The organism is Nonomuraea sp. NPDC005692, assembly GCF_040631115.1.
Taxonomy (GTDB): domain Bacteria; phylum Actinomycetota; class Actinomycetes; order Streptosporangiales; family Streptosporangiaceae; genus Nonomuraea.
The window spans coordinates 322249-344064 of sequence record NZ_JBEXYU010000002.1 but is presented as its reverse complement, the minus strand read 5'-3'; the positions used below and the strand labels follow the sequence as shown (position 1 = coordinate 344064).

Sequence of the window (21816 nt, the reverse complement as noted above, 5' to 3'; positions counted from 1 at the left end):
CTCGGCTTCGATGAGGCGGGCGCGCAGCGCGGCACCTGCGGACTTCAACAGCTTGTCCGCAGCCTCGTTGAGCACCGAGCCCACTTGCCACTTCCAGCCCTTCCTACCTCCCGACGCACCACGCGTGGTCGCTGGCCTAGGCGCCAACCAACAGGGCGCCATGGTTGTACGGTGGCCGCCATGGACGCGTCATATGCCGCTGATGCTCGCAGGATCTGGCAGACCCATGTACCACGGCGAGGCCAGGCGGACACCGTCCAAGGCGAGTTGCTGCGTGCAGTCGAGAAGCTTCGAGATGAGGCGCAGCGCAACGGCAATATCAACTGGGACGCGCACCATGAACGTCTCCTGGCCTACCTACGCGAATCGCTCACCAGGTCAGGGCTGTTCACCGAGGAGATCTTGGCGGAATTGGCCATGGACCTGGATCGTCTGGCCGACTTCGAACATCCCATCACCAACGACGCACCCTTCGACCGCATCACGTACCGCGTCGTGGACTGGTGCCGCGCCCAGCCCGAGCCGGTTCGGCATGAGCACGATCCGCATCTGCAGCGATAAGCGTCGCCTCGCCAGATCGGCAGAGATCAGCCACGTTCTCCGGTGAGCCAGGGTGAGGAACGAACCCTGGCTCACCGGTCGCCCCCAACCACATATGGCGGCCACGCATCTTCCGCAGTGAACGGGAAGGCGTCGTAGCTTCAACGGCCTACACCGAGGTCTGGCAGGCCGCCCGCCTCTTGGCCTTCGCCCCCGCGCAGGTCGCCTCCCCGCTCGCCAAACGCCCGTACGACCTTCGGCACGCGGCAGTGTCCCTCTGGCTCAACGTGGGCGTCTCCGCCCCGGACGTAGCCGAAAGAGCCGTCCACGGCGTCGATGTCCTCCTGCCGGTCTACGCCAAGTGCATCGACGGCCAACAGGACATCGCCAGCCAGCGGATCGGCGAGGCCCTCCCCACATGACCCACACAGCCACCGCCCCGAGAGCCCCGGCCCACCACCGGGGCTCTTGCTGTGGGCTGCGCTGAATAGGCAGTGACTTAAACCTGCGGCCCCTTGACCCCCAGTCAGGTGCGCTACCAAGTTGCGCTACAACCTGAGCGCAGGACCCAGAGGGCGCACTTACGCTCGCAAACCGAGCCCCTACCTGGGGAAACACGCTCAAGATCATTGCACGTATTGGTGGACCAGCGACAATGGGCCACTCACGGCAGCATCTGGTTGCACACCCCTGAAACGCAGAAGAGGCCCCGAAGGGCCTCTGATCTGCTGTTACTGCTGGTGGCAGGTGCAAGGTTCGAACTTGCGTAGGCTGAGCCGACGGTTTTACAGTCCCGTCGCAACAAGCCCCTGACCTGCGCCTTTCCGTCAGATGCAGCGTCCCGGGGAACACATTGGGAACGATCACGTCTCCCCGCGGTCGTAAACGGGTCCTCGTTACCGCCGTGGATGTCAGACTTCAGCCAATCCCTTAGAAGTTGACCGGGCGCAGCAGCTTGCCTCCATCTACCATCGCAACATGTCCCCCGCTCCCGACTCGAAGCGTGAGCCAGCTGCGCTGCCGGCCGACCTGATGGATGCCAGCATCGAAAGCCGCTCAGACGCCAAGCTCTTCGGCAGTGACATGCATGATCCAGGGATATCCAGGGTCCTCACCACCATCAGCATCTATGACTTCCCAGAGGATTACCCCAATTGGGTAGCCGAGGATGACAAGGTTCAACCTGTCAGCGAGATCGAGGGCATTGGGCTCAACATCTCTCCGCTGGACACTGGCAGCGAGATCACCATCTTTCACGCGCAGGCTCGTGTACTCGATCTAGGACAACTCGAGGACCCATACGAGACACTGGATGCCGATTCCCAGGAGCTTGAGGCTTACGGGTGCCTATTCGATCTTGATGAGGGCGGCCTGCATCCAGATCTGGAATCAAGACTGATGGGCGCCTTCTACTCTCACATCGTCATATTGGAACGTGTTCGCCTCGCACCGGCCTGGCGAGGCAAAGGTGGCGTCGGCCGCTATCTCACTGCTCGCGCACTCCCAATGATCTGTCCATATGCTGCCGCAGTGGCACTGCAGCCCTACCCGCTCGACGTGAAGCGTCATGAGGACAGCTATCCAGAAGCTGTACAACGGGTCCAGCGCACCTGGCGATCTCTAGGTTTCGAGCCGTACAGCAACAGCATCTGGGTCCTCGACCCGAACACCGGTGATTACGAGCGCACCGTCGCGCGACTGGAAGCGGAGCTAGGACTCTCCTAACCGGGTCGACGAAGCTCTGATCAGCCCACAACGGGCGGCCGGAACATGCCATCCGCTACCGGCGTTTCGCGGCCTAGTTCGCCCCTGAGTCCTAGATGGAAGGCTGCCTCGACCAGGCGAAAGCGTGGCACCGCTCAGGGACACTTGGGTCTCCCCGTGTCCTGAGAGTGGTGGAACGATCGCATGCAGATCTCGGCGGCCCCGGAACTGAAGGATGCGCGCGTGTTAGAGGACGACGACTTCTCACGGTACGAAAATCTCCGCCGGCCGCAGACGCCGCCTGCTCGCCCACCCACACCGCCCCGGAGATCCAAGACGCCGCAACGTGCACCTCAACCCAAACGTCCAAGCCCCGTGGAGCGGCAGGCGGCTCTCACCCATGAGGTGAACGTCTTGGTGAGGCAGTACGGGTGGCGGCAGCTCGCGATGCGGCGCGGCCTACGCAAGTACGAGGTCCTCTTGGCGCACGGCACGATGATCAACCACAAGCTGCATGCGGTACTCACCATATTCACGGGCGGTTTGTGGGGCCTGATGGTGTGGTGGTGGCTACCTCTCGCCACACCCAAGTACATGGAGATGGTGGTCGGCGTAGACGAGGCAGGTGTCGCCTATCACCAGTCGATCGTACGCCGACCACGGAGATGAGTCGGAGTCAGGCACCGCCCATCGTCTGCGACTGACGCCATTCCAGAGCCTCGGGCTGTTCGGCATACTCAAGCAGATGCTGCGAGTCGAGGCGTTCGAGAATGCTTCGCACCTCGGCTGGCGTGGCGTAGAAAAACTCTCGCCGCGGGTTCACCTTGTTGACACGCCGATCAGCCAGTTCTCGATGGAGGAGTTGTTCCAGCCCGACGGCGTCCTGACTGAAGATCAGCGCATGGGTGTCGAACCGGAAGGGGACTGAAGCATCTCCGAGTTCGCGGACTCGCTCGCTCGGGTCGAGCCGTCTCGTGAGGCCGATCTTGACGACTCCTTCGCCGAACGCCCCTACGTTGGAAATCACATAGACGTACCCGGCTCGGATGTTGGCCTCACGAGCTTCGACGTCATCGATGGCGAACCCGATCTCCTCCAACTTGGCTCGCAGAGTCGCTGCACCCTGCTCATCACCGTTGGCCAGTAGCTTCGCCAGTACGGTCTCATGGTGGGCCTGCTCTTTGAAAAGGCGTTCCTTTTCACGCTCAAGCTCGCGCTGTGCCCGTTCGTTCTCCCGCTGCCGTTCTCGGTCGGCTCGGGCCGCTTCCTTCTCCTCCTCCACCTTCGCGAGGTGGTCGGCAGTAAGACGGATCTCGCGGACGCGCAAGCGATGGTAATCGTCGGTGATGTAGATGCCCATCGAGGCACCGAGCTTGACGATGCTCTCGCCGGCCTTCTGCAGACGATCTAAAGCGGTTCTCAGCCGGTGGGGGCGTAAGGTACGGATGCAGTTGTCCGCCTCGATGTTGTAGGCGCGCAGCATGATTTTCGAGAAGTCCCGGACCTGGCGGGCGCCCTCAGCACGCGAACCGTTCACATACCAGTTGTCACCGCCGGCCACTGCCTTCCCGCTCTTGGTCATCGTCTTGATCTCGGCCTTGATACGTTCCAACTCGGCCTTGTACGCTGCCGCGTTCTCCAGCGGGTGCTGGTAGATGTAGACGCCAGCTTCTTGCATGATGATCTGCTCGTTGACCTCAACGACTCGGGCACGTAGGCCGGCCAGTCGCTGCTCTTCTGCACGGATGAGCTCGCGTAGGTTCGACAGGTAGTTCTCCAGCGCCACAGTTTCTTCTCCAACCGTTGGCTGTGGCGCATCCTCTATCCACAGTCGCCACCCTGCGGGGGGCGGCGGCCATGTCGGATCGGGACGCCAGCCTGGAGGAGGCGTCCATCCAGCAGGCGGGGTGGGCCAGTTGGGCGGTGGGTTGTACCGGACAGCCATAGGCACCTCGTAGTCCGAACGTTGTCCCTCGAACGTAACGAGGCAAGATCGAGCGCTTATAACAAACTTCGGCTCGGCCGAACGAAATCGGGAACACGCATTTCTAGAGGGCAGCCGCCACTCAGTGTGAATCGCCTTCCCCTCGACAGACGGATTCAGGAATCCGCGTAGCGGGTCCAGGCCAAGAGAGCAGGGCGCCCAGATGCCGTGGGCCCGGCGTAGGTATCGGAGGTCGCCCGGGTCGAGGCCAATCGCTTCGAGCGTCTTCAGCGAAGGCTCGTGGTCGGCCTCGTTCGCTCTGCCCGAATGGCCGTAGATTCAGCACACTTTGGGCGCTTCGAGCGACAGTGCGGCGCGGGCCTTGTGCCAGCGGTAGCCGCTGCAGCCGTGACTTCGGGGGATGGCGTTCCGAATCGTGATGCTGGCGGGTCTGGCGCTGGCCGGGCCGGGGGTGGACGATGCCCGCATCTTGGGTCGGTCGGGAGGTACTGTGGCGCGCGGGTTACTGGCGGTCGCTGTCGTGCTCGTCGTGGCCGGGTGCGGCAGTGAGCCCGCACCGGCCGTGACGTCGGCTGCGGCCGCGCTGACAGTGAGCGGGTCGGTCACGGTGAAGGGCGGCCCGCCGCAGGTCCTCACCGAGAACGAGCTGACATGCCGGGGCGGCGGCGGGTTCGACGACCTCCGGCAGGGCGCCCAGGTCGTGGTGACGGACGCGGCGGGGACGACGATCGCGCTCGGCCAGCTGAGCGGCGGGTCGTGGAAGCGCGGAGTGGGCTGCATCTTCCTGTTCACTGTGCCGGACGTGCCGGGCGGCGAGAAATTCTATGGGGTCGAGATTTCGCACCGCGGGAGGGCTCAGTACACCGCGGCGCAGATCGCGGCACCGCTCGCGATGGAGATCGGAAGCTGAAGCGCTCATCTCGGCCGGAATGTCACCCCAAGGACATTCCGACCCTTCCCATAAAAGCCCTGCTTGTCACCATCGCCGTGCTGATCGGCTTCATCCTTGCGCAGATCGCGGGCTATCTTGCCTGCGCTGGCGGCACAGCCGCGTCCCCTGCCCTCGCCAGGGCGGGCATCGCTTTCGCTAGCACAGTCGCCCTGACTTTGTTGATCATGACCAGCCTTGGAGTTCTGTGATGCGCCACCGGCCCTAGCAAGAGGCACGCACTCACACTCGCAAAGCCGCCAACCGTCCTCGATCGACACCCACTCGACGTAGTACTCGCACTCGCTGTCTATCACTCAGAGCCGGTGCCACTCGTGGACGGCTGGACACAAAGCGAGAGGCCCGTCGCCGTTTTCCGCTTGCGACGGGGCTCTTCCCGCTGGTGTGGCAGGTGCAGGGTTCGAACTTGCGTAGGCTGAGCCGATGGTTTTACAGTCCCGTCGCGATCATGCGCTGACCTGAGCGTATACCTATGGCCACCTCAACTTGGCCGCGTATTGGCCGCGATTCGCTCAGACGGACCTGAGTGAGTTGCCTTCCTATCGGAAGCCGGGGTATCACAGTGTGCTCTACACCTCCTCGAGTCGTTCGACGCTGCTGCCGATGTGGATCTCACTGCAGTGGCTGGGGAGCCGGCCAGCAGGGAGTTGCCGGGCGTGAGACGTCCATCTCGCCCTCCGCCCTCCGCCCTCCAAGACACGGTCTTGCGGGTGCTGGACCGTCGAAGTCGCAAAGGGGTTCTGGAAGGCTATGCAGGTCTCCAGAAGCTGGCCTGCTCTACTTTCGAGACGATCATGAATGTAGTGCCGGATCACTGATCATGTGTGCCCTATCACAATTAACCGTCGCCGCGTTGTAGCCAGGCCAAAACCCTAAGCGACTGCTGCAATTGCCGCTGATGCGCGTCGGGTCGAGCCTTAGCTAGGCGACGGCGGATGGCAACGGCTTCGATGACGGCTTCCAGCGCCTCCTCACGCCGCCCTAACTCCCCCAGGGCAACGGAGTAATTGTTCAGGCTCATGGCGAGTGCGGGCAGGAAGGCCTCCGGACGGACCTCAGCCAGACGACGGTAAATCTGCAAGGCTTCGACGCTCGCTTGCAGCGCCTCCTCACGCCGCCCCAACGCCCCCAACCGAATGAACTGGTTATTCAGACTGCCTGCGAGATCAGAATGGAACGCATCCGGACGAACCTCAGTCAAACGACGGTAGATCTGCAAGGCTTCCACCACGGCCTCCAGCGCTTCCTCGCCCCGCCCCAACGCCCCCAACCGGTTCGAGTGGTTATTCAGGCTAGCCGCGAGTGCGGGTAGAAAAGCCTCTGGACGAACCTCAGTCACACGACGGTAGATCTGCAGGACTTCGACGCTCGCTTGCAGCGCCTCCTCACGCCGCCCCAACGCCCCCAACCGGTTCGACTGGCTATTCAGACTGCTTGCGAAATCAGGCAGGTACGCATCCGGACGAACCTCAGCCAGACGACGGCGAATAGCGACAGCTTCGGTAACAACCTCCAGCGCCTCCTCGCCCCGCCCCAACGCCCCCAGTCGGATGGACTGGTTATGCAGACTGCCTGCGAGATTAGGCAGGAACGCATCCGGACGAACCTCTGCCAAACGACGGTAGATCTGCAAGGCTTCCACCACGGCCTCCAGCGCTTCCTCGCCTCGCCCCAACGCCCCCAGCTGAATCGACTGATTATTCAGACTGGCGGCGAGATCAGGCAAGAACGAATCCGGACGAACCTCAGCCAGACGACGGCGAATAGCGACAGCTTCGGTAACAACCTCCAGCGCCTCCTCGCACCGCCCCAAATCCCCCAGGGCAACAGACTGGTTGTTCAGGCTTACGGCGAGTTGGGGCAGCGAGGCATCCACCTCAGCCAGACGGCGGCGAATAGCGACAGCTTCGGTAACAACCTCCAGCGCCTCCTCATGCCGCCCCAACGCCGCCAGTCGGATGGACTGGTTGTTCAAACTAGTGGCGAGGTCGAGCAAGAAAAGATCGGGACGAGCCTCAGCCAGACGACGGTAGATCTGGAGGGCTCCGCTGTTGGCCTTCAGCGCCTTCTCTCGCTGCCCCAGATCCCCCAGCCAGTTGGACTGGTTGTTCAGGCTCACGGCGAGATGGAGTTGATCATCTTGGCTTCTGTAGTAGTGCGCGAGGCGTTCAGTGAGGTGGACGGCCCATTCGGCCAACACGTAACTACTGGTAGGAAGCTCACCAGCCCACCTCACCAGGTCGGCTGGCGTGGTAGTCGGTCGATCAAGCAATTGTTGCAGCGCCTGCAGCAGCGGGGCAGGGGCTTCAACCTGGGTGACGACCTGGATTACCGCGCCGATCAGCGCATCGGGCCGGTTCAGGCACCAGCCGATCACATGCCCAGCCAAAGCATCGCCGAAGCTGGGATGAGCGGCTGCTCTCGTGGCCATGATCAGCAGTCGCGTGACCTGCGCGGTAGTAGCCTCGTCCAGCAGTGCTTCAAACAGGGCCGGATGAGTCAGTACATGGCGGCCGAGAAAACGCTCGGCCAGCCGGTCGGGCTGCAACTCCCCCCATGGCGCGTAGTGACTGCCCGATGGATACAGCGCGGCGATCCATGAGCGAATCTGGTCCCGATCGGCCCGCTGCGGTTCTTTGGCAAGGGCCGGGACGCGGGCGAGTAGGGCATCAGCCTGTAATTCATCCTCAGCTCCCAATGCGATCGCTGCGACCAGCGCATCTTCCAGCCGCTGCTGCAGCAGTCGCCCTGGGGTGTGCAGGCTGTAGGTGATTGCGGTTGTCTCCCAGTACCGGCGTTCGTGGACCAACAGCCGGTCCTCTACGCCATGTGCCGGCGCAGTGGGAAACCCGGCGCCTGTGGTGTCAGGTGCGTCGGTGATTTTGGCAGCCAGCTCGGGCTGGGCAGCGTCGAGCAGGTCGACCAGCGCCGTCATGTGCATGGTCAAGGCATTACCCGAGGCGATCTGGGCAGCAGGCGGAGCCGGAAGGGTCGCCCTCAGTGTCGGCCATGACGGACCGGGGCGGGTGCGGGCAAGTTCCTCGGCAAAGGCGCGGGAGGCTTGCCGATAGGCGGTGATCCGGTCATCCAACAGTGTGCCCAGGGCGGGCAGCGTGGTGAAAGGAGTGCCGTCCAGCAATGCTTCTGCCTGTGCGGAGGCTGCTTGAACAGTAACCCACCAGGAGCCAGCGGTGCGGGCCAGCAGGAGCACCTTTAACGGCGTCGCCTCGGCATGCCGAGCGGCCGCCTCCAGCACCGCAATCAGTTGAGATAGACGGGATTCGGCGTAGTCAATGACGATCAACAGTGGCGTGGCTGCATCCTTAAGTGCAGCCAGCCCGACGTCGGCGGCGTGGGTGCCTAGCCACAGCACCGCCCACCCCTGCCGCCTGAGCCTGGTGGCGAACTCGGTGGCCAGTCGGGTCTTGCCTTGCCCACCCGAGCCATGTACCAAATGCGCGCCGAATCCGGGCAGTCCCGCCCATCTCTGCAGGGTCTGAAGCGTCTGCTCGCGGCCGTGAAAGGGCACAACCTGCAGCCTGGCCCGCAGCAAAGCGGCCAGCGAGCGGCCATCGGCCGGCAGTTCGGCTGGGGCCGCCAAATCCTGATACTCGATCAGTTCCAGATCGGTCGCGACGCCTTCAGCCGCCAACAGACGCCGAAAGCCCGCGTCGTGGTGCAGCACATAGGCTGGTACCGCCTCTAGTCGGCCGTGCCGCCAGCCAGCCGGGTCGGTCGTCATCACCCCGGTGAGTAGGTCATCGCAGAACAGTGCTGCCCCGGAGAGGCCACCCCATGGTGAAGAGCCGTCCGCACGAGTAGCCGGAGCAGCGCCGGTAACAGTCATCAGGTAGCGGTCGCCTACATGGCGATCACCCGGGTTTAGCGTGCCGGACGGTTGCAACATCTCCACGGCGCGGCCGGGACGCTGCACCACGTTCGGTGCCCCCCAGCTCTCACACGCGATACCGGGACGGTTGGTGACGGTGCGTCCCCACCGCACAGCGCCCCCCCGCGGTGGCGTCCATCCGCTGTCCTCATCGACCAACGCCAGTGCAGCATCATCACGCCCACTGGGAGTTCCCCGCCAGGCCACCACCGCCCGAACTGCCGCCTTAGCAGCGGGGCGAGACACCTGCAGTGCGCTGCCGACCGGGCCCACTACGTGCGCGCTGGTCAGAACCATACGTGATCCGATCACATATCCCGAGCCCCGCCCGGCCGACGCGGTGACCATGACCACCCGATCTCGCTGCACCCTCCACTCCCTCCACCAGCGGCCTTTTGTCGGCGGCACCGTGATGGGTGCTGCTCGGCGGTGCCGGACCCGAGATGCTATCGGCCGATGTGACCATCCAGGTCTTCCACTTGGGCTTCTACGTTCGAGTGGCCAGCAATCAGCACATCCGTCCCGTCTGGATGCCTTGGTGTCAACGTCAACTTCACCTTGTGCGTGCGGGCGCGACTAACCCCTGCGTCCGCCCCTGCAGTGACCACCCACGCCTTGAAACCGGCCTTAGCCTTGGCATCAGCCTTCAACTCCACCGCAAACTCCAGCTCGATCGGCCCTGCTGCGAACGCGATCTGACTGCCCGTTCCAGCCACTGCAGCTTCTAGCAGCTCATCGCGCAACGCAGAAATCGCTTTGGTGAGTTCGATATCCACAACTCTCACTCTCCCGTCTTGGATGTGGAGCATTCCGCCGCAATGTGAAGACTCAACGTAGACAGCCGCTTCGCCGCCCGCGACCGGTTTGACAAACTTCGCGCGGAAGGAACTAACGAAATTCGACTCGTTGTAGACCCGTTTCCCCAGGGGCCCGGCGAGGTGGCGTTGAAGGCCGGGACGTCCGTTTTAGAGAGAGCGGTCCGGTGATGTGGCGGGTCGCGCGGGAGCAGGTGTGGATAAGCGGGGGTCACGTCCACGGACGTGACCGTCGGCGTGTGCGGACGTTGCTGTCAGCTCTGCTGTCACCGTGGCAGCGATACGAGTGGCCGGACAGTGCGGCCGTCCGGAAGGGGCCGCGCCCCAGGAACCTCGTCAGTCCTCATGATCAGGCATGTGCGGTGCCTACCACCCGATGCGGGGGTGGCCTGAAACTTGGCCGTGTATTGACCGTGACTGGCCGCAAGACACCGGTCATTGCCGTGGACAGCCGGACACAAGCGAGAGGCCCGTCACCGCGTTTCCGCTGGTGATGGGCTTCTTTCCGCTGGTGTGGCAGGTGCAAGGCTCGAACTTGCGTAGGCTGAGCCGACGGTTTTACAGGGCATCGTGTGTCCCAGTTCTACATGGCAGCTCACCTGCGGCGGAACCATATGACCTACCTCAGACCTCAAAGATCATTCCGCGCATACTCCGGATCATGAGATGGTGCACGGTGAGCGGTCGTCCCACACGGGACGGGTCAGCGGATACGCCACTCATCGGCCGGAATGCAGTCGTACATAGTGTTGGCCCAGGCGTTGGGCCGGCCGAAGACCAGCCGAGTGAGCAGAACATCGCCAGCTCGCTGCGCACGCGGGTATATCCCCAGCTCTTCTGAGCCAACGTCCCCTTCTGGGGTGAACCCTACTCCCCCGCTGGTCTTCTCCAGGTAGGCGCTGAGCTCAGTTGAAAGCTCTGAAGGCGGCCGACCCACCAGCCGGATTCGATCGAACGAGACCTGGGGTCCGGACAAGGCATCGACAGTGATGCAGGTCAATCCCATAGGGCCGACGTAGTACCCCACGGCGTCCTCTCGGTAGGTCGGAGTGTTCACGCCGCGGAATCGCGTACACACCTGCTCGAAGGGACCGAACTCGCCGACTGGGCAGACCTCGGAGGTGTATCCCCGAGCCTCCATCACGACGATCGCTTCCTGCAGACTCATACCGAAGCGCAGAGGCCCGACACGTTCAAGTGGCGCGTAGTCCCACTGCGCTCGATCGGGTTCGTCGACCACCGTCCACAGGTCATGCAGCATGTTCCGGCAACTCCTTCGAGCTCCGTCTGTTGGGTGAGCTGGGTCACCCTATCGGCGTTGCCGGTACGCGCCCCCCATCGAGCGCTACTTCTCCGGTGGCTCTACAGAGCGCTCAGCCACGCTGGCTCGGTGGGCCAGGGTGAGGAACGATCCCTGGCCCACCGAGCGCCTCCGACCATGCACGATGACCAGCCATGCAGTGGCGATCGTAGGGCTGCATCGGTGCGGCGGCGTGGCAACCCCGGCCGGTGCGTTCGGTCGGTACGGCGGGGCGGGCGTGCGGTGGCCGGCCCGGGTCCCGCCGCCGTCCGGGACCGGCCTCCAGGCCGCACGCTCGGACGGCGGGCGGGCGGAGGGCCGGGGGGACGGCGGCGCGCCGCGCCGCCGCTTGATCCTTATAAGAGCAATTCAGCAACGTCGCTCATCGGTCAATTCTTAAGTGACACTCGACACCCTTATCGCATGGGTAGAGGCAGCTATGCGCCCTGAGTGCAGAGCTACTTAATTAAGTGCGGGAGCTGCTCCAGCAGCGCTAGTTCAGCGACCGCCACGCCAGCATCAGAGAGAATCTCCAGCCTCGCCACCGGGCTTCTCGTATTGCTCCGCCCGGTTATTCTCATTATCGACATGCCGAAGTTTTATAAGGTCATCCGGGAGCACTCTTAATAGCATCTCGGTCGACTCCCAGTTTATTCGCTTGAATAGAGATCGATAGTCATAGTGCTGATCGAGATCTTCAATGAAGGATTCAACCCATCCATAGTAAAGCCATCGTCCGCGCGACCCGAAGAGCGGGTTCTTCACCTCTCCAGATATGGAGAGGTGAATTTTATAGTCGTGAGCATCTGGGAACTCAATTCCCATTACGTAGTCATGATATGTGTAGGGCATGGACGCGCGATATCCAGGAAAGCTTACCGAGATGCTGAGACGAATAGCCGGGCTATCGAAAACGAGTGAACCGTTTTCTTCGCGACTTACACTGGTCCCCCGAGGCAACGTCAACTCGAAGTGCGAATAATACTTATTGCCAGCAAACTGCGATACCACACGCCAGCCGTCACGCGATTCCGACATTTCGTCATCGTTTTCCCACTGGAAACCCGGACGATCCTGTCGATCCTTAGAGATCAACTCAAGGACTCGATTACTCAGAAGCACGTGAGGGAGATCTGCCCGTCCAATATGCGCGATTCGATCACCGTCAAATCCTGACTTATTGAAGTAATCAGTTAGATGAATGCTAAGTTTAGCTAGGACTAGATATTCGGCTATTTCCGTCGCCAGCCGGACACCCAGGCCAGGCTGAGCAAGCACCTTACCTCCCTCTAAATTAGTGTAATTGACAAAGGGTCCTTTAATCCACTGATCCCTCAATGCGGGATTTTCCTCGAATACCGCTAGAGCAATCCGCGCAAACTCGCTTCCAAAAGTATAACCGGGCGTAGCGCGGACTTGAGATTGTTCCTCGCCTTCAATCACGAAAGCGGCCGTAATGGCCGCGTTAAACTTTCTCTCCCTGGACCTGCTCCTGACAACATAGGCACTGCAAGCGCCAATGACGATCAGTCCAGCAGTAACAGAGAAGACCGCACCCCAAGTGTCATAGATTGCAGAGCTGATCAGATTTATAGCGACAGACAGAGCGACTACAAGCGCGACCAGCTCGCGTATTTGCTGCCGCATCTGCTTGAAGTGCTCAATAAAGGCAAAAGAGGTCTTAGAAGGCACGAGAGTCGCCCGATCTACGCCGGAGTGATACTCATTACGTATTATGCTAACATCATCTGTCGAATGTCGGGCGAGTTCGCGAAGTATCGGCAGGGGGTGCTGCCTGCTCCTGGCGAAGCTAGTAGTTCGGCACAAGGTATCGCGCCTGTTTGTGCATGCGTACTCGATGCGACTTGCAGGCATAGTCATAGCGCCTACAGCCGCACAGGCCACCCTATGGACTGCCGTCGATGACACAGAGACTCACCACTTGCGGTTCCGGCGCGGTCCGCAGGGACACCTCGGCTGTCGCTGAAGGCATGCACCGGTGATGCGTAAGACGGTAGTTCCGCAGCGTGGGTGATGACGCTGAGCTGACGCGCTGGGTGGTGCATGGGGAGCGGCTGGTCTATGACAACCGGTGGATCCGGTTGGGGCTGGCTGATGTGGAGATCCCAGGTGGGGAGCGGTTCGACCACCATGTGGTGCATCTGGATCGGGCCGCGATCGCCGTCGTGCTCGATGAGCAGGATCGAATCTTGCTGATGTGGCGACATCGGTTTGTGTTCGATCGATGGGGGTGGGAACTTCCCGGCGGGCTGATCGAGGCCGGTGAGACTCCGATGATCACGGCTATGCGGGAGGTGGAGGAGGAGACCGGGTATCGGCCGACAGGCCTTGAGCATTTGGTCTCATATCGGCCGATGGCCGGGATGGTCGATTCCGAGCACATCCTTTTTGTGGGGCGCGGGGCCGAACTGGTGGGCAAGCCTACGGGTGAGGTGGAGGCCGACCGGCTTGAATGGGTCCCGATGAGCGAGATCCCGGGCATGATTGCCCGCGGGGACATCTGGACGTCGGGCACCTTGATCGGATTGCTCCAGGCTCAGGTGTGGCCCAACGGCCGAGGGCGCGGCTGACGGCCTTCGTCAGTTCGTCGATGCGGCGGCGTTGGCGGCTGCTGCCGGTCATGGTGGCCAGTCGCTGTGCGCGTTGGATGTGGGGTTGGGCGGCTTCGGGGTCGCCAGCGGCCAGGAGGGCGTGGCCGAGGTCGCAGCGGACGCCGGATTCGGCTCTGTTGTACGTGCCGTCCATGCCTGCCAGGGCTGAACGGAGGTCGTCTGGCTCTATACCTGAGTTGCGACAGCGTTTGTTGGCCGGCCGTGACAGCGGTCGTGTAGTCCGCCGGACTGTGTTGCTGAGTTTTGACAGCACCCAAGTGGTTGCGGTGGGACTATCAGGGTGCTACGCACCGTGAGGGAGCCCACGTGCCTCGCATGTCGAAGGTTGAGCTGTACGCGGCGATCCGCCGCGATGCTCGCACTGGCATGTCCAACCGGGCACTGCAAACGAAGCACGGCGTCGGGTTCCGCACGGTGCCCAGCTGGTGACGGACTGTGGTCGCCAGCGGCTTGTCGCGCCACCGGGTGATGGCCTTGTCCTGGTAGCCGAGCGAGTCCGATACGACGGCGCAGGATTCGGCACGGGGCCGGAGAACAGCTGAGAATGGGGGGTGTTAACGTCCTTCCCGTGGCGAAGCACCAGGACGAGACCAGGACGGCCTACGACGGGGTCGTCGAGTTATATGCGTCGATGTTCGCTAACCGACTGGAGACGCAGCCGTTCTCACGGAACATGATCGGCACCTTCGCCGAGTTGGTGCGTGGGACGGGGAATACGCGGGTGGCGGATGTCGGCTGCGGGCCCGGACATCTGACGGCCATGCTGCACGACCTGGAACTGGATGCCTTCGGGCTCGACCTCTCTCCGGGCATGGTCGACCACGCTCGGCGGGCCCATCCGGCGCTGAAGTTCGATGAGGCCCGGATGGAGGAACTCCCCGTTGAGGACGGCGCGCTCGGCGGCGTGCTGGCCCACTACTCGATGATTCACACCCCTCCTGGGGAACTACCCGCGCTGCTCGCCGAGCAGGCGCGTGTCCTGGCGCCGGAGGGCCTTCTCCTGGTCTCGTTCTTCGGAACCGACGCGCCCGAGCCGGTCCGCTTCGACCACAAGGTGACACCCGCCTATAGCTGGCCGGCGGACCGCTTCGCCGAGTTGCTGGCCGGGGCTGGGTTCGCCACATTCGCGCGGCTGCTCCACGACCCGGCCTCCGAGCGGGGCTTCCTGGACGCCCACTTGCTGGCCCGTCGCCGCTAGAGAACGGGCGGAGGTGGGTGCTGCCATTTCTCACCAACATTTCTGCGCCTGTTGATCGCCAACCGCTGTCCAAACTCACCAACAAACGATGTCGCTACTGACCGACGAAATCAGTCGTCGGCGGTGTCGGGGTCGCCGAAGCGGACGAGGCAATTGCCGCGCCAGCGGGCTACGTGGTGGGCATTGATGGACAGGTGATGAGTGACCCGTGACCGGCCAGCACGCCGAATACGCTGGTTGTTGCGATCCCTCCAGGGTGATCAGCGACTTCCGCGCCCTGGGCTGGCCGATGCAACCATCAATCTGCTTCTTGGGGTGATGACCAGCAAAGGCTCGCTCCAGCGGCAGCTCCACTCAGAGCTAGTTGCCCACCTCCGGCATGACAACATGACGTGCGCAGATGTCGCCTGAGCCGCGCCTCCGAGTGCTGTCCAGCACCGACTCGGATCGCCATCCGCAGATTCCGCAGAATAGAGGTCAGCGGGCGCCCTAGCAGTTTGGACCGAGTTTAGGCTAACCGCACAACAAGTGCGGCGGTAAAGCAGAATGCCGCAGTTTTCCGCACAACCACCGCCTGGCGCGGATCACGCCGCTGACCCCGGCCCCTCAAACCGACCTCTCGGCGGTCAACACGTAATCTTGTAATGCCTTCACGGAGCCAAGATGGCCCTGCGTACAAGCACGCCCTCTGCCTGTTGCCGGAGTCCGTTCCGCGATGGTTGGTCGTGGTGTCGTGGTGGATCGCAGTCGCGACCCAATAGCACAGAGATCGGCGTGGAGAGCGCTGCGACAACTGATCCTCGGGGCTTCTAGAAGAATCAGGCAGGAAATGAGCGGCGAGTTGCTTGATGGATCATGTGGCTGAAAAGAAGGTCTCAGCAGTCACGCGGTGACGGTGACGCCCTCATGGGGCCCGAGTCGCACTTGTGCCAACGGACGCCAGTCCCAAACCGTTTCCGGTCCGTCCTGGTTGACGATGTGGATGCTACGGATGGTGACGTCACGTTCGGGGAGTTGCTTGCCCAGCGCCCCAATGATGGGAGCCGCCGGGCCATCAGCACTGCTGTAGGCCACAGTGACGTGCGGGATCCACACTGTATGAGCGAGGGCGCCCTCACGGCCGGTGGCCGCTCGCGTGGCGAACTTCGCCGCTTCGAGCAAGGGACGCAGGCGGTCCGCGGGCCGTGCCTCCAACACAATCGCCTCAGGGTGGTAGAGCACACGCCCGAGCGTCACGGTGATGGGTGCGATCCGCGCGAGTTGAGCCGTAGCCTCCTGTGCCATGACGTTCACCTGATGATCAGTGATCTCCTGTGAGTAGCCGGCGACCAGCGTGGTGAGGTGGATGAACTTCTGCGGCACCAGATCGAGGCCGGGCAGGCCGGCCAGGCGGTCGTGAGCCTCTTGGACGATGGCCCGTGCTTCAGGGTCCTCTCCCAGGAGGACGTGCCAGTAGAGCTGGCCCTGGCCTGGCGGCAGCATGAGCGCTCGTCGCTTCTCCCAGCGGTTCGCCATCCGCGTTGGCAACGGGCTCACGCATCCTCCTCGACAGGGGCGGGCAGAGCCCGAGCGGAGTTGAACGTCTTGATCTGCTCGCGCAGCGTGGTCACCATATCCGAGCCGCGGAACCGAGGAGCGGCCAATCGAGCATCCATTCGCACCAGGTAGTTGGTGATCGTGGACAGGCGATGTTCGGGCGGCAGGGACAGGGCCGGCGTCACCTGTTCGGCGGCGGCGTCCAGGTCCTCCATCATCACGTACGCGATTCCGGCGCCGAAGCGGACTTGTGCCCAGGTGCCGGCCACCCAGGGAGCGCCGTTGGCCCATGCGTCGTCGGCCGCCGCTGCCGCCTGCAGTGCTGCGGCATGGTCGCTCGCTTGGAGTGCCACCGACAGGGCGTACAGTGCCCGCCTGGGTGCTGGGCACGACCAGGGTGTCACGCCGGAGTCGCCAGCCACGGAATTGGCCGCCTCGTCTGCTCGGTGAAGTGCTTCCCGGGCTCGGTCGAAGTCGCCGAGCAAGCTTGCGGCATTCGCTTCCTGGCTGGCCAGGAGTACTCGCAGAGGTGTGGGCGGGCTGCATTCGTAGCCGCGTCTGGCCGCGTCGGCAGAGACCGCGTACCGGCATCGCCACCGCTCGGTCTTGGCCTGGGCGCTCAACGCCGCCGCCTCGCTCGCGCCGGCCTCTTGGGCGGACAGGAGGGCGGCCCTGCCGTGGACGATGGCCGATTCGTCGTCGTACAGGTCGCCCAGCAGGATGCAGGCGTGGGCGAGGAGTTCGGCGTCGATTCGGTACAGCTCACGCGTCTGATGAAGCCGCTGTTTGCCACCCCGCAGGAGCGCCAGCACTCGCCGGTGCAGGCGGAGCACATCCGCGAGCAGTGGCGCGGGGGCGGTCTGGGTGTGGCGCTGCGTCAGGTGGTAGCGGGTCTCGTCGATCAGGGTGATGGTGCTGTTGCCGACGTTGGTCTGCTCGATCCAGGCTGTGTGCTCGATCAGGTCACCGCTCGTCGGCAGCGTCCCCACCAGCTCGCCGTCCTGGTCGAAGAGGACGGCCTCGTCCATGCCGAACACGCGGCAGTACAGCAAGGGGTAGGGGTCCTTCGGACGGTTGTTGCCCGTCTCGTGGTCTTTGATTCTGCGGACCACCGACTCGAACTCGGGCAAGACGATCTCCTCGCCCGCCGCCAGGAACAGGTGTCTGGCCAGTTGCTTCTGTGACCAGCCGCGCTGACGTCGCTCATCGCGAATGCGTTCGGCCCACCGGGGAGTTCTGGGCTGTTCCAGCATGCCGTCGCACCTCACCACCGAGTTGGGGGACACGGTCGCCGCCCCCAGTGTCCCCCAATCACATCTGTCTACGCGTCGTTACTCAGCGTTGTGATGGATTCGTGTACTGGGACACGAATCACCTAGACGCCGACACCAAAGCCGGGCTGGACGAGCTGCTGAGGGCCACGGCTCAGAGCGTTCGCCAAGCCTCCGCACTGGCGGCGCTCATACAGGACTTGCGGGACCGCCAGCTCTCCGTACTGCGCGGCACCTATCCGGCCTGGGACATCGCCCTGGAGCTCGACTCCACGGAGAGGCTGTGGTGGACCGCCGTGCCGAATCGGGCTCTGACTGTCGAGCTGGTGGCGGAGGGGGTCATGCGCGTCGTCAGGTGCGAGGACGCGATCGCGCTCGCGGCCGCCTTGGCCTGGCAGTCGACTCTGATCGGCAACGTCAAGAACGCTGCAGGATCTCCGCACATCCATCCGGCTCGCCAACTGCAGGGGCGGCCGGCATGACGTCGACGCTTGAGCAGACGTGTGAACTTGATCTGCGAGGTGCGTTCAGGCGCTTCTACGTCTGGTGCGACGCCACAGGTCTATGGCATGCCAGGCCGCTGCCCAAGCTGACGGCCGGCGAAGTCGCCTACGGCGTCCTGCGGGAGCTGGTCGCCGACTCGCCTCTGCAGCTCGCCTACAGGTGCACCTGGCAGCGGAGCCGTCGCAAGGTCTACCGGTACGTGAGGCAGTACGACGCTGGGGAACCGGTGCATGACCCAGCCTCCTGACGAGCCCGTACCTGAGTGGGAGCCGTACCTGCGTCCTCCGAGGGACCGCATCCGGATCACGGAGACCTCATGTTGCGGTGCTCTTGAGTGGGCCTGCCAGGGCGGACAGTTCCTGATCCTCCGGCGCACCTCTACAGGCCAGTACGAGGAGACGGCCAGGGGGCTGTACCGGCATGCGCGGTCCGTCTGGGAGGCGCTGCTCATCCTTCATGAGGACGAGCACAAGCGGAAGGTCCGGGCTCGGATGGCTGCTCGTCCCAGGCAACGTGGCCGGGGGCTTCCGGGGAAGGCCACGTGAACCGCCACCAGAGCAACTCCCTTGGAGCAAAAGAGCTGATCCAATCTGCGGTGTTCCGCGGCAAAGTGCGAGCCATCGTGGCCGCGAGGGCCAGCGAGGGGTCATGGGCTTGGATGCTGGGATAGTGGGTTCTGCGGATTGCGCGGCAAGCCCGCCAAGATCTACGCCTACCACCAGCGTGAACAAGCTGGTTCCGTACGGCGTCCCCTCGCTGCGCGTAGGGAAAGACCAAGGGAGACATGGTCCGCGAAGCTTCGCCAGTGGCCATGTCCCCCGCCCTACCCTAGAGACACTGTGCCTCGGCGAGGGAGCGCGATGAGCAAGGCGAAGGACGCCCGTATCTACGTCCGAATTGCAGAGGACATCCGCAATCGCATCCTCCAGGGTGATCTGCCGGCCGGTGCCATGCTGCCCTCCGAAGCCACCCTCGCCAGCACGTACGGCGTGGCGCGAGGGACCGTACGTCAGGCGGTCGCCGAGCTGGAACGCTCGGGGCTGGTGGCCAGCGAGGCCGGCCGTGGCCGGCGCGTGAAGAGCGAGGACCCCACAGCCCCGCGGGCAGCAACAACACAGTACGAGTCGATTGCCGAGACCCTCCGAGGGCGCATCAAGAACGGCGAGCTGGTGCCTAGCCAGCAATTGCCCGGAGAGGCCGCAACAGCGGAGGAGTTCGGGGTGTCGAAGGGCACGGCCCGCCAGGCGCTGCAACTCCTGGCCGGCGAACGGCTCATCACAGCCGTCCACGGCAAAGGCTGGTTCGTCGGCGGCCCCGAGCACGCGCGAACCCGAGCCGACGCGGTCGCCGCCGAGTTCCGGCAGGACATCTCCACAGGCAAGCTCGCTGTGGGGTCCGTCCTGCCCGGGGAGAACGCACTCGCCCAGGAACGCGGCGTCGGCCGCATCACCATCAGGCGCGCCTTCGCGCTGCTGGAAGCGGAAGGAGTCATCGAGAAAAGGCCCGGCATGGGCCGCGTCGTCAAATCACGAGCCGAAGGTGACACGTGACCGTATCCCAGACGCCCTCGATCCCCTTCACCACCACCGAAGCACTGGCGACCCTGCACGTAACCTGCGAGAGCGCAGGACTGGCCAGCCAGGACGCCCACCTGATCCGCCTCGGCGAGAACGCTCTGTTCGCACTCCCCGCCGAGCAAGTGGTCGTGAGGATCGCGCGCAGCGTTGAGGTGCTGGACGACGTACACAAGGAAGTAGCCGTCTCGGCCTGGCTGAACGACTCCGGGATACCGGCGGCGAGAACGACGGCGCACGACCAACCGCTCATCGTCAGAGGTCACCCGGTAACGCTCTGGCACCTCATCCCCGACAGCGGCTCGCCCGCGACCCTCGACGACCTGGCCGGCGTCCTGCACGAGCTCCACGGCCTGGCCGTCCCCGCCGACCTGGAACTGCCGGCGATGGACATCCTCAGCCGCGTCTCCGAACGCATCAACGCGGCGTCCGTCCTCACCGACGAGGATCGAGACTTCCTGCTGACACGGCGACACGAGCTGCAAAGCGCGTACGACGAGCTGGCCTTCCCTCTCACGCCGTGCGCAGTCCATGGTGACGCGCACAACGAGAATCTCATCAGAACCGGCGACGGAAGAGTCCTGCTCATCGACTTCGAGCGCTTCGCGTTCGGCCCACCGGAGACGGATCTCGCGGTCACCGCCATCGAGCACACCGTCGGCTGGGGAACGCGCACCGAATATGACCGGTTCGCGGAGCGGTACGGATTCGATGTTCTGGCCTGGGAAGGGTACCCGGTGCTCAGAGACATCAATGAGCTGAAAATGACGACCTGGCTCATGCAGAACGTCGACGAAGACGCGGCCATAGCCCGGGAGTTCCGCAATCGCATGAACTCGCTGCGGAATCCCGACGCACCTCGCCGCTGGCGTGCTTTCTAAGGTCGATGTCCTGGGCCGGGAGATGACCGCCCTGCAGGAGCGCAGTACGGGTGTGCCACCTACTCGAAAATTAAGGTCGGTGTCTGCGGCTCACGTGCCGTATCCGACATGTTGTGACGGCTATCAGTCGCAGGGACGGAATGCCCCTCTCCAACAGCCACAGCTCTCGTCGCTCAAGATCACCGATAGGGTGCGCCAGAAGCAAAAGGAGCCTCTGACGTGTCACCCTCAGCCCCGTTAGCCTGGCTGGCGGCCCTCGCCGCTGCGGCCTACCCCACCTGGGACACCTGGAAGACCAGGTTCGACTGGTCCTCCCTGTTCACGACCGCCGACGTGCCCGAGCAGTACCTCGCACAGTTGCACTACGAAGGCTTCACCGAGGGCGTAGTGAGCTGCGTACGTCCGTACGACGCGATAGACCACTCACTGTTCCTACCACTGCGCGACGACCTCGCCCCCCTCACCGAACTCGCGACGACCTGGGCCGTGCCCCTGCTGGTCGTGCTGGTCGCCCTGATCCGTCGGCATTCGGCAACGGCGGGACCACGCGCAGCCTGGATGCTGGTGCTGATCGCGCTCGCCCGGCCGCTCTCGGCGGACTACCAGGGGGACAGCATCTGCTCGGGCTCACTGCACATGTTCACCCCGGACTGGTTCGAGGCTCTGTCCGGCGGCTGGGGACTCTGGGAGTTGTGCCTGCTGGCGGCTGCCCTGCTGGTGCTGCTCGCATCGAACTCCCCCGCGCTGCCGATCTCTGGGCGGCGCGCGTTGACGACCGTCATGGACGCCCTGGTGGTGTACGGGCTGGTGGGCCTCGCCCCTCTCCTCACCGGGGACGAATCCCTGCGCGCCGGCCTGCTGCACCAACTCCAGTTCGACGGCCTCCGCGATGCCCCTGCTCGGCTGCTGGTGCTCGCGCTGCCGCTCGGTTACCTCCTGTGGAGATACGGCCGGCCACCTCGCCACGGGTACGACAGCTAATGCGGTGACCATGAACGTTCACCGGGTGGAAAACGCACCGGCTTGACCGCGCTCTCGTTGATCCACGCGGTTGCCGATCTCGTTGTTATATGGTCT

At 63.7% G+C, this 21816-nt stretch carries 17 protein-coding genes; 10 read left to right on the top strand and 7 right to left on the bottom strand.

The annotated features are described in order from the left end of the window. The first annotated feature begins 180 nt into the window (after positions 1-180). From ABZ459_RS06455 to ABZ459_RS06445, 3 genes are all read left to right on the top strand, one after another. On the top strand, positions 181-561 hold the full coding sequence (locus ABZ459_RS06455) for a hypothetical protein (protein ID WP_357966642.1): 381 nt from the start codon (positions 181-183) through the stop codon (positions 559-561). 957 nt (positions 562-1518) lie between these two features. Beyond that, positions 1519-2265 carry a hypothetical protein gene (locus tag ABZ459_RS06450; RefSeq protein WP_357966641.1) on the top strand — a complete coding sequence of 249 codons (747 nt, stop codon included), beginning with the start codon at positions 1519-1521 and terminating at the stop codon, positions 2263-2265. A 183-nt stretch (positions 2266-2448) separates the two neighbouring features. Further along, complete coding sequence (locus ABZ459_RS06445; protein WP_357966639.1) at positions 2449-2913, top strand: hypothetical protein; 465 nt, start codon at positions 2449-2451, stop codon at positions 2911-2913. A gap of 7 nt (positions 2914-2920) precedes the next feature. Here the strand turns inward: ABZ459_RS06445 and ABZ459_RS06440 are convergent, their stop codons facing one another. Then, positions 2921-4030, bottom strand: a complete 1110-nt coding sequence (locus ABZ459_RS06440) for a DUF4041 domain-containing protein (RefSeq protein ID WP_357966637.1) — start codon at positions 4028-4030, stop codon at positions 2921-2923. Between the two features lie 559 nt (positions 4031-4589). Between ABZ459_RS06440 and ABZ459_RS06435 the strand changes: the two genes are divergently transcribed. Then, positions 4590-5099 (top strand): hypothetical protein, encoded by a 510-nt coding sequence (locus tag ABZ459_RS06435; RefSeq protein ID WP_357966636.1) that lies wholly within the window; start codon positions 4590-4592, stop codon positions 5097-5099. Between the two features lie 877 nt (positions 5100-5976). Here ABZ459_RS06435 and ABZ459_RS06430 read toward each other — a convergent pair. The 4 genes from ABZ459_RS06430 to ABZ459_RS06415 form a co-directional block, all read right to left on the bottom strand. Further along, positions 5977-9075, bottom strand: a complete 3099-nt coding sequence (locus ABZ459_RS06430) for a tetratricopeptide repeat protein (protein ID WP_357966633.1) — start codon at positions 9073-9075, stop codon at positions 5977-5979. A gap of 398 nt (positions 9076-9473) precedes the next feature. Further along, a complete protein-coding gene (locus tag ABZ459_RS06425; protein ID WP_357966632.1) occupies positions 9474-9803 on the bottom strand; it encodes a trypco2 family protein in 330 nt (109 codons plus the stop codon). A 742-nt stretch (positions 9804-10545) separates the two neighbouring features. After that, positions 10546-11103, bottom strand: a complete 558-nt coding sequence (locus ABZ459_RS06420) for a hypothetical protein (protein WP_357966629.1) — start codon at positions 11101-11103, stop codon at positions 10546-10548. Between the two features lie 558 nt (positions 11104-11661). Next, complete coding sequence (locus tag ABZ459_RS06415; RefSeq protein WP_357966626.1) at positions 11662-12834, bottom strand: hypothetical protein; 1173 nt, start codon at positions 12832-12834, stop codon at positions 11662-11664. A gap of 335 nt (positions 12835-13169) precedes the next feature. Between ABZ459_RS06415 and ABZ459_RS06410 the strand changes: the two genes are divergently transcribed. Beyond that, complete coding sequence (locus ABZ459_RS06410; RefSeq protein WP_357966623.1) at positions 13170-13733, top strand: NUDIX hydrolase; 564 nt, start codon at positions 13170-13172, stop codon at positions 13731-13733. Positions 13734-14343: 610 nt separating this feature from the next. After that, the gene (locus tag ABZ459_RS06405; protein WP_357966621.1) at positions 14344-14973 is read left to right on the top strand and encodes a class I SAM-dependent methyltransferase; all 630 of its coding nucleotides are present in this window, start codon (positions 14344-14346) and stop codon (positions 14971-14973) included. A gap of 882 nt (positions 14974-15855) precedes the next feature. Here ABZ459_RS06405 and ABZ459_RS06400 read toward each other — a convergent pair. Beyond that, positions 15856-16509: a 2'-5' RNA ligase family protein gene (locus ABZ459_RS06400; protein ID WP_357966618.1), complete on the bottom strand. Its 654-nt coding sequence runs from the start codon at positions 16507-16509 to the stop codon at positions 15856-15858. Beyond that, positions 16506-17762, bottom strand: a complete 1257-nt coding sequence (locus ABZ459_RS06395; RefSeq protein WP_357966616.1) for a hypothetical protein — start codon at positions 17760-17762, stop codon at positions 16506-16508. Before ABZ459_RS06395 ends, ABZ459_RS06400 begins: the two co-directional genes overlap by 4 nt. Positions 17763-17863: 101 nt before the next feature. Here ABZ459_RS06395 and ABZ459_RS06390 point away from each other — a divergent pair, with 101 nt between their 5' ends. The 4 genes from ABZ459_RS06390 to ABZ459_RS06375 all read left to right on the top strand — a co-directional run bounded on the left by ABZ459_RS06390 (position 17864) and on the right by ABZ459_RS06375 (position 21720). Further along, positions 17864-18262 (top strand): hypothetical protein, encoded by a 399-nt coding sequence (locus ABZ459_RS06390; RefSeq protein WP_357966613.1) that lies wholly within the window; start codon positions 17864-17866, stop codon positions 18260-18262. Positions 18263-19144: 882 nt separating this feature from the next. Next, complete coding sequence (locus tag ABZ459_RS06385) at positions 19145-19834, top strand: GntR family transcriptional regulator (RefSeq protein ID WP_357966610.1); 690 nt, start codon at positions 19145-19147, stop codon at positions 19832-19834. Then, positions 19831-20739, top strand: coding sequence for an aminoglycoside phosphotransferase family protein (locus ABZ459_RS06380; RefSeq protein ID WP_357966608.1), 909 nt, complete (start codon positions 19831-19833; stop codon positions 20737-20739). The genes ABZ459_RS06385 and ABZ459_RS06380 overlap by 4 nt, the downstream gene beginning before the upstream one ends. A 219-nt stretch (positions 20740-20958) precedes the next feature. Next, entirely contained in the window at positions 20959-21720 is a 762-nt protein-coding gene (locus ABZ459_RS06375; RefSeq protein WP_357966605.1) for a hypothetical protein, read from the top strand. The last annotated feature ends 96 nt before the right edge of the window (positions 21721-21816 follow it).

Excerpts from the sequence above, each read along its gene's own strand:
- ABZ459_RS06455 (WP_357966642.1), top strand. The coding sequence starts at position 181 with ATGGACGCGTCATATGCCGCTGATGCTCGCAGGATCTGGCAGACCCAT.
- ABZ459_RS06435 (WP_357966636.1), top strand. The coding sequence starts at position 4,590 with ATGGCGTTCCGAATCGTGATGCTGGCGGGTCTGGCGCTGGCCGGGCCG.
- ABZ459_RS06385 (WP_357966610.1), top strand. The coding sequence starts at position 19,145 with ATGAGCAAGGCGAAGGACGCCCGTATCTACGTCCGAATTGCAGAGGAC.
- ABZ459_RS06450 (WP_357966641.1), top strand. The coding sequence starts at position 1,519 with ATGTCCCCCGCTCCCGACTCGAAGCGTGAGCCAGCTGCGCTGCCGGCC.
- ABZ459_RS06395 (WP_357966616.1), bottom strand. The coding sequence starts at position 17,762 with ATGCTGGAACAGCCCAGAACTCCCCGGTGGGCCGAACGCATTCGCGAT.
- ABZ459_RS06420 (WP_357966629.1), bottom strand. The coding sequence starts at position 11,103 with ATGCTGCATGACCTGTGGACGGTGGTCGACGAACCCGATCGAGCGCAG.
- ABZ459_RS06445 (WP_357966639.1), top strand. The coding sequence starts at position 2,449 with ATGCAGATCTCGGCGGCCCCGGAACTGAAGGATGCGCGCGTGTTAGAG.